Annotated in this window: 6 protein-coding genes; 1 reads left to right on the plus strand and 5 read right to left on the minus strand. The window is 39.5% G+C overall.

What is annotated here, in order from left to right:
* Nucleotides 1–145: 145 nt before the first annotated feature.
* A complete protein-coding gene (gene apcB, locus IQ228_RS20005; RefSeq protein WP_027404397.1) occupies nucleotides 146–655 on the minus strand; it encodes an allophycocyanin subunit beta in 510 nt (169 codons plus the stop codon).
* 369 nt (nucleotides 656–1,024) lie between these two features.
* On the opposite strand from apcB, the gene glnA reads away from it, so the two are divergent.
* Nucleotides 1,025–2,440: a type I glutamate--ammonia ligase gene (glnA, locus tag IQ228_RS20010; RefSeq protein WP_015080355.1), complete on the plus strand. Its 1,416-nt coding sequence runs from the start codon at nucleotides 1,025–1,027 to the stop codon at nucleotides 2,438–2,440.
* A 68-nt stretch (nucleotides 2,441–2,508) separates the two neighbouring features.
* Here the strand turns inward: glnA and IQ228_RS20015 are convergent, their stop codons facing one another.
* From IQ228_RS20015 to IQ228_RS20030, 4 genes are all read right to left on the minus strand, one after another.
* On the minus strand, nucleotides 2,509–2,709 hold the full coding sequence (locus tag IQ228_RS20015) for a hypothetical protein (protein ID WP_027404398.1): 201 nt from the start codon (nucleotides 2,707–2,709) through the stop codon (nucleotides 2,509–2,511).
* A gap of 384 nt (nucleotides 2,710–3,093) precedes the next feature.
* Entirely contained in the window at nucleotides 3,094–4,140 is a 1,047-nt protein-coding gene (locus tag IQ228_RS20020; protein WP_193964121.1) for a zinc-dependent dehydrogenase, read from the minus strand.
* A gap of 51 nt (nucleotides 4,141–4,191) precedes the next feature.
* On the minus strand, nucleotides 4,192–4,740 hold the full coding sequence (locus tag IQ228_RS20025; RefSeq protein WP_193964123.1) for a PIN domain-containing protein: 549 nt from the start codon (nucleotides 4,738–4,740) through the stop codon (nucleotides 4,192–4,194).
* A gap of 19 nt (nucleotides 4,741–4,759) precedes the next feature.
* The gene (locus tag IQ228_RS20030; RefSeq protein ID WP_193964125.1) at nucleotides 4,760–5,221 is read right to left on the minus strand and encodes a helix-turn-helix domain-containing protein; all 462 of its coding nucleotides are present in this window, start codon (nucleotides 5,219–5,221) and stop codon (nucleotides 4,760–4,762) included.
* Nucleotides 5,222–5,496 lie beyond the last annotated feature (275 nt).

Raw genomic sequence — 5,496 nt, forward strand, 5'->3', positions numbered from 1 at the left:
TATAAGAGACAGCCCCTGCCCCCTGCCCCCTGCCTCTCTTCTCCCCCTGCTTGCCTTCACCCGTCATTTTCGGGTTGACAGACTACTAGTAAAGACGTTCCGGGGAACGTCTCCACTCTGTTCTCAGATGTCTATTTGTAAAATTCTAAACATCCACCTCGCTCAACTCACGAGTGATATAGTCAAAAGGTTCGTCAACAAAAGCAGTGTTAGCAACACCAGCAGCCGCCACCTGTTCCTTAACAATACCCTTCATAATTTGGATACCTTGAACAGTTGAACCAATGGGTACACCCAAAGAATTGTAAGTTTCCCTGAGTCCTTGTAATACACGCTCATCCAGAACATTCATATTACCAGCCACTAGTGCATAGGTAGCATAGCGCAGATAATAGTCCATATCCCGTAAACAAGCCGCAAAGCGACGAGTTGTGTAAGCATTACCACCAGGACGAATTAATTCTGGTAGTTCTTCAAATAACTTTGCACCGGCTTGTTTGACAATTGCGGCTGCATTGGAATTAATTGCGGCTGCGGCTTGGACTCTAGCTGTTCCACTATCAAAGTATGATTTGAGACTATCAATGGCATTCCGGTCAAAATAACGTCCGGTTAAGTCATAATTCTTAATTAAAGTTGTAACGGCATCACGCATTCTTTTTCTCCCAATCATTTAGTTATCTATGATTTGATATTAATTTGGCTGCAATTACGCACCAACAAGATCCAGTACCAATTCACATAAAATAGACACTGGCACAAAAACTATCCATCTGCTATCTAAGAATTTTATGCCAAAGTTGACCCATGATCATGAATTTTCTAGTTTTGTACAAATTAAAAAAGAAAGGTTAACATAACCTGTAATCCAGACAATCTGTAACAAACAGGACAAAATCAGGTCAAGTTAACTATTTAGGATATTTCAGGTGGTGTGTGACAACTTGGATTAGGGTAAAGGCTTGAGATTGAGCAGACTTTGGGTTTATATTGGATAATTGGATACATCAGGAGTAAAGTAAAAATGACAACCCCAAAAGAAATCTTAAAGAAGATTCAAGACGAAAAAATTCAGATGATTGATCTGAAATTCATTGATACACTGGGAACTTGGCAACATTTGACTATGTACCAAGACCAGATTGATGAGAGTTCATTCTCTGATGGTGTTCCCTTCGACGGCTCTAGTATTCGTGGTTGGAAAGGTATCGAAGAATCTGACATGACAATGGTACTCGATCCCAACACTGCTTGGATCGATCCATTCATGAAAGAACCAACTCTAAGTATCATTTGTAGTATTAAAGAGCCGCGAACAGGTCAGTGGTATAACCGTTGTCCCCGCGTTATTGCCCAAAAAGCAATAGACTACCTAGCTTCTACCGGACTTGGTGATACAGCTTTCTTTGGGCCTGAAGCTGAATTCTTCATTTTTGATGATGTCCGCTACGACCAAACCACCAACTCAGGTTACTATTACGTAGATTCTGTAGAAGGTCGTTGGAATACTGGTAGAGAAGAAGGACCTAACCTGGGTTACAAAACCCGCGTTAAGGAAGGTTACTTCCCCGTACCTCCCACTGACAGCTTTCAAGATATGCGGACAGAAATGCTGCTAACGATGAAAGACTGTGGCGTACCCATTGAAAAACAACACCATGAAGTTGCAACAGGTGGTCAGTGCGAACTTGGGTTCAAATTTGGTAAGTTAATTGAAGCTGCTGATTGGTTGATGACTTACAAGTATGTCATCAAGAACGTTGCTAGAAAATATGGCAAAACCGTCACCTTTATGCCCAAACCCATTTTTGGTGATAATGGTTCTGGTATGCACTGTCACCAATCCATTTGGAAAAATGGTCAACCTCTATTTGCGGGTGACAAGTACGCTGGTATGAGTGAAATGGGACTTTACTACATTGGTGGTATTCTCAAACACGCTCCAGCATTGTTGGCAATCACCAACCCCACTACAAACTCCTACAAACGCCTTGTACCTGGTTATGAAGCACCTGTAAACTTGGCTTACTCCCAAGGTAATCGTTCTGCTTCTGTGCGGATTCCTCTTTCTGGAGACAACCCCAAAGCCAAGCGGTTAGAATTCCGTTGTCCAGACGCTACTTCTAATCCTTACTTGGCTTTTGCGGCAATGCTTTGCGCTGGTATTGATGGTATCAAAAACAAAATTCATCCTGGTGAACCCTTAGATAAAAACATCTATGAACTTTCCCCAGAAGAGTTGTCTAAGATTCCTTCTACTCCAGGTTCTTTAGAATTGGCTTTGGAAGCTTTGGAAAATGATCACGCTTTCTTAACTGAAACTGGCGTTTTCTCTGAAGATTTCATTCAGAACTGGATTGATTACAAGGTTGCTAACGAAGTTAAGCAAATGCAATTGCGTCCACATCCTTATGAATTCTTCCTATATTACGATTGCTAATTGCAACAGGCACTAAAGCTAAATCTAGCAATTCTTTAGCCACCCTCTGGGGTGGCTTTCTTTTTCACTTAACTCATAGTCGCTTGGCTACGTCCATAAAGTGTCTGGGTAGCTGGGTCCATTTTACCTTGAATGGGATTCCAATAGTGAGACATTCCTTCATGTAAACCAAGCTCTTGTGCAGCTCGCATTAACATGGATTGTTGACGGTTTTTAGCTTGCTGATGTTGACGCACCATCAATTGACGAGCTTTTTCTTGAATAGACATGACACTACCTCCTCTACATTGATTTACTAAGAAATAATTTACTATTTCCCGCAATCGAATCATAACACAAAAATCTGTAGCGTAAACTACAGAATCCAAAATATAGATGATTCTATTTCCTCTATGCTGCTTTTTATTTCGATGAGAACATAAAATCTGTAGCGTAAACTACAAAATAAAGAAATGATATAAAAATTCATAAGTTCTTTCCCCCTCTTCCCTGCTTTTCTTACGGATAGATTAAAATTCTATAAGTTTCTGCCGTGGGGTCGTAGGCGCAGCCCGTCGTAGACATCGCTTGGTCTACGGCTTGTGGTAAATCTTGGAGTTGCCTGAATCAGGATTTCCAGGATTTAAGGATTAATCCCCAAATCCTAAATTGATTTACGGATAGATTAAAATTTTATAAGTTTCTGCCGTGGGGGCGATCGCTTGGTCTACGGCTTGTGGTAAATTTTGGAGGGGATAGCGATCGCTAATTAAAGCTTTGACATCAATGCGGCGATTGAATACAATGTCCGCAGACAGGCTTTGCAGGCGATAGGATGAGCTATAACTGCCCATTAAGTCTATTTCCCGACGGTAGAGAGTATTGGGGTTAATGGGGATGGTTAACTCGTCAGGGAATTCTGCAAAGAAGAGAATTTTTCCACCTTTACGAGTACAGTCTAAAGCTTGAAAGAATGCTTTATCACTGGGAACAGCTAACAAGGTGACATCAACACCCATTCCTCCAGTTAAAGCTTGGATTTTGGTAGGTAAATCAGGGTCACGGGCATCAAAAGCCGCTTCTGCACCTACTTCCAGAGCCTTTTCAATTCTAGATGGTAAGAGGTCAGTAGCGATCGCTTTTGCCCCAAAATACTTCACCAACATCATAAACATTAACCCGATTGGACCTGCACCAGTAACTAACACAGTTTGTCCCGGTGCAATTTGGGCTTTTTTCACTGCTTTTAAACAGCAATTAGTGGGTTCAACAAAACTCGCCTCTTCAAAACTGATATCATCAGGAATGGGAATTAAGCCACCATTCTCCACAATGTGTCCTGGAACTTTCACATACTCTGCAAAACCGCCTCCACTAGGGTTAAAACCTGCGGTAGTCGAGATATTTTTATAAACATCGCACATGGAAAAATTATCATTCAAGCAGTAAGCGCAACGCATACATGGTATATGGTGCATCACCGCTACCCGTTGTCCTACTTGCCACCCTTTCACCTGTGAACCAACAGCCGCAATAGTTCCAGCGGTTTCATGTCCAAATATGCGTGGCGGTTCATACAAAGGATAACGAATCTTTTTAATATCTGACTGGCACAAACCTACAACCTGCACCTGTACCAACACCTCATCTGCTTCTAGTGTTGGAACTGGAACTTCTTCGTAGGATAACTGATTTACGCCTCTAAATACTTGTGCTTTCACGTTGGTTTTCCACTATTCAACATTACTAGATTTAACATTTTGTGGTTAACTTTAGGTCATAAAAGTATGGATTTTTTTAACAAATCCTGGTATTTGGTTACTCAGTTTATCTAGTAATTGAATGAAAGTTAAAGGAGTTCTTTTATATTTTTGAGATTGTGTGAGTAAAACTTGAACCATTATCTGAGGGTATTCTTCAAATATATCACTGAGAAAATCATCTGGTGACTGTGATTTTATATTCCAAGGCTTTAAATCTTGTTCCTGAAAATCTTTAAGATTTTTGGTAACGACAATTTCTGCTTTAGTAACTACAGCAGCAGCGAGAACATGACGATCTTTAGGATGATTTGTCATCACAGACTCCAGTTCTTTCGGTACTTCAACCATAGCCTCTGGAAAAGCCATTTTTATAACTTCCTCTAATTTTCTAGCTCCTTCAGCAGATACATATCCTTTATTTATCAGGTTTCCAATTGCTTCATCTAGAATTTTTTGTGACCAGTAGGGTACATACAAACTAGCATCAGCAGTAGAAAGCAAAGTATCTCGTAAATACATTGAAAACAAAACACAGGCATCTAAGATAACATTAGGCATCGCAATTTAAGTGTTTTACTTATTCCTCATAATCATATAGTCCCGCTTCTTCAGTTACTTCAATAAGTTCCTGTAGGCATTTTATCCGGTTTATATCACGTTGTTCTTTATATTTCATCAAATCATCAAAACGGACACGGCGATGTGTTCCTACCCTAATACAAGGAATTTCACCCTGGTCTAATAACTTAATCAGGTAAGGACGGGAAACTTTGAGAATGTCTGCGGCTTTTTGTGTGGTTAGTTCTCTATCCTGAATAACTACAGATATTACTTTACCTAATGCCAGTGCATGAACAGCTTGATGTAAAATCTGACAAACCGATTCGGGAATGGGAATTTCTTGACCGTCTACTCCTACTAATTTTGGTCGAGAGCCTTCAAGCTGGAGCATATTTTCAAGATGCTTGATAGATGATTTTTCCGGTTCTTGAGCCATAACTGACTCTAAAGGAGGGTTTTGCTCAGTAATATTCTTCATAATGAATATATATTTGATATCCATATCATATATTCTATATCCTCTAAACGCAATATCCGAAACAAAACAGTAATCAGATAAAATATGCTTTATAACCCGTTGTGACAAAGCAATAGATTTTGTTTATTTTTTGTACATTTTTATTGAGAAGCTATATAAAACTTTGTAAATTCTCATCACAATTTTACATATCTGTAACCCAAAATACAGATTAATAAATCATCTGAATTAGAAACCCCAAATAAAGAAATAATTATTTTTACCTAAAATATAAA

Origin of the sequence: Dolichospermum sp. LEGE 00246 (genome assembly GCF_015207865.1) — a bacterium.
Lineage (GTDB): Bacteria > Cyanobacteriota > Cyanobacteriia > Cyanobacteriales > Nostocaceae > Dolichospermum > Dolichospermum heterosporum.

What these genes read in the sequence shown, in the direction of transcription:
- IQ228_RS20030 (WP_193964125.1), bottom strand. Translation starts at nt 5,221, where the DNA reads ATGAAGAATATTACTGAGCAAAACCCTCCTTTAGAGTCAGTTATGGCT.
- apcB (WP_027404397.1), bottom strand. Translation starts at nt 655, where the DNA reads ATGCGTGATGCCGTTACAACTTTAATTAAGAATTATGACTTAACCGGA.
- glnA (WP_015080355.1), top strand. Translation starts at nt 1,025, where the DNA reads ATGACAACCCCAAAAGAAATCTTAAAGAAGATTCAAGACGAAAAAATT.
- IQ228_RS20015 (WP_027404398.1), bottom strand. Translation starts at nt 2,709, where the DNA reads ATGTCTATTCAAGAAAAAGCTCGTCAATTGATGGTGCGTCAACATCAG.
- IQ228_RS20025 (WP_193964123.1), bottom strand. Translation starts at nt 4,740, where the DNA reads ATGCCTAATGTTATCTTAGATGCCTGTGTTTTGTTTTCAATGTATTTA.